Genomic DNA, 2354 nt, shown 5'->3' with positions numbered 1-2354 from the left:
CCGATGACCAGAAGCCGCTTCGGGCACTCCGTGAGATCGAACATGGTCTCGTTGCTGAGATAGCCGGCCTCGACCAGCCCCGGGATGGTCGGCAGCCTCGGGCGCGCGCCTGTCGCGATCAGCGCCTTCCTGAAACGCAAGGTTTGTCCGGCGACCGTGACAGCGTCCCTTCCGGAAAACCGCGCTTCGCCGAAATAAAGGTCGATGCCTTCGGAAATCAGGCTATCGGCGGCATCGGCGCGGCTGATCCGCTGCCGGATCTGCCGCATCCGCGTCATGGCGCGCTGAAAGTTGACGTGAAGACGGTCCGGCATGTCGCCGCCAAAATTCTCGGCATCGCGCATGTCGGCATAAAGCCTTGCGGTGCGGATGATCGACTTCGACGGGATGCAACCGACATTGACGCAAGTTCCGCCGATCAGGTTGCGCTCGATGAGCGCGACCTTTGCGCCGAGGCCGGCCGCTTCGTAGGCGGCGGTCAGCCCAGCCGGCCCGGCACCGATGACCACGATATTGTAGGGATCGTCCGGCTGCGGGTTCTTCCAGTGCGGCGGATGGGCGCCCTTGATCAGCTCAATGTCGTTGTGATCGACAGGAAAGGCGGTAGCCCTGGTCCGGTCACGCGACATCGCCGCCACCCGACGCCGGGCTTGCTGGCTGAGACAGCCAGCCGCCATTGAACCCGGCCTTGCGCAGGCCGTTGCGGATGTGTTGATTTGACCGCATCAGTCTCCAGATCAACCCTGACCGATGGTTCTCGATCATCATCACCACGATGCCTTGATCCAGCCCATAGTGGCCTTCCGACACCCAGCCGTGCCTCCCGAACTTACGCCGGTTCGCCAATGTCGGGTTGAAACCGCTCGGCAGTCGGAAATTACCGATCACCTCGGGGTAGCGATCACCGAGATGGCGCAACGCCGCCAAGCAGATCTCCGGGGCGAAAGGCAGTGATGCCGGATAGGACCAAGGCGCGATCGTCCCGTCATCGGGCCCGAACGGCGCGCCGCGCGCGGCATAGCCGGAAAACCGCCGGCGCTGTCGCTCCACGCTGGTGCGAAAACCGCCTGGCCCGTCGCCCGCCGAAAGACCCCAAAGGTTCTCGTCGTAGCCGCCATAGCCGTAAGGGTTGTGGCGTGCATAGTCGCGGTGCAGATAGGTCGAGCGGCGGCTGTTTTCGAAATAGTCCGAGTTCTTCTCGCGCATGAAGGCGTCGCGGATGCCGGCGAAATCGATCCAGGCATGCGAGAACTGGTGCATGAACAGCGGACCGCCATACAGCACGTCGTAGCCGTAGATGTTTTCCCACTGATAGGTCGCCGTCCAGCCCTCGTAGCTGTTGTCCGAGGTCGGGCTGTCGGGCGAAGCCATCGACAGGATGTAGAGGATCGTGGCTTCGTTGTAGCCCTCCCAGCCATAGTGGAGAAAGCCGCTCTTCGGCTTCCAGCCTTGTCGCAAGGTCGGGCTTGAGCCTTGTGCCCACCGCCAGTCGACGCGCCGGTAGAGCGCCTCGGCCAGTTGGCGGATTTCGGCTTCCTCGTCATCGTCACCGGAGAAATAGGCGCCCGCCACCAGCATGCCCGATATCAGCAATGCCGTATCCACCATCGACAGTTCGCAGCGCCAGACGCGCAGGCCGGTCCGCATATCGAGGAAATGGTAGTAGAAACCCTTGTGGCCGGTGACGTCGTCGCTATGGCCTTGCGGGCTGGCCGAGAAGAAGCGCAGCGCGGCCAGCGTCAGCTTCGCGGCGGCATCGCGCGCCATCCAGCCGCGCTCGACGCCGATCGGATAACTGGACAGCGCGAAGCCGACGACAGCGATGCTGGCCGGCGAATTCGGCCGCGACGTGTCGGCGACCAATCCGTTTTCGGGGTTCACGTTCTCGAGGAAATAGTCGAAGGCGGCGCGCTGATAGCGGTCCAGAAGCTCGTCGTCGGACAGCGCGGCAGGCTCGGCTCTAAGCAAAGGAAACAAGCTCCCGCCGGATGGTTGCAGCGTCCGTCAACCGCCAACCAGTTGCCCCGCATCGGCAGATCATCACGCATGCTGAACTGTCATGCCGCGTCATAGCTTTCCCGTATAGCTTTGTTGCGTCAACGTCGATTCGACGCCTGGGACTATACGCCCCTACGCTCCCGTTCGTTGCGTCGTCACGCGGAATTGAAACGCGTCCTGCCTCAGTAGGTGGCGCGGCCGCCGGAAACGTCGAACACGGCGGCGGTCGTGAACGAACACTCTTCCGAGGCAATCCAGCAGATCAGCGCCGCCACCTCTTCGACCTCGCCGAAGCGCGCCATCGGTATCTTGGACAGCATGAAGTCGATGTGCTCCTGGCTCATCTGCTTGAAGAT

At 62.9% G+C, this 2354-nt stretch carries 3 protein-coding genes; all 3 read right to left on the bottom strand.

Annotation, left to right across the window (positions count from 1 at the left end):
• Positions 1 to 629 (bottom strand): FAD-dependent oxidoreductase (locus EN984_RS31525; RefSeq protein WP_127384217.1); only part of this gene is annotated, 629 nt, incomplete at its 3' end.
• Complete coding sequence (locus EN984_RS31520; protein WP_127266934.1) at positions 619 to 1968, bottom strand: glucoamylase family protein; 1350 nt, start codon at positions 1966 to 1968, stop codon at positions 619 to 621. The genes EN984_RS31525 and EN984_RS31520, both read right to left, overlap by 11 nt.
• A 212-nt stretch (positions 1969 to 2180) precedes the next feature.
• Positions 2181 to 2354 (bottom strand): SDR family oxidoreductase (locus EN984_RS31515; RefSeq protein ID WP_127384216.1); only part of this gene is annotated, 174 nt, incomplete at its 5' end.

The sequence above is a fragment of the Mesorhizobium sp. M7A.F.Ca.CA.004.12.1.1 genome (assembly GCF_003997835.1).
Taxonomy (GTDB): Bacteria; Pseudomonadota; Alphaproteobacteria; order Rhizobiales; family Rhizobiaceae; genus Mesorhizobium.
Note: the sequence above shows the minus strand (reverse complement) of the source record. Positions and strands in the feature narration are given on the sequence as shown.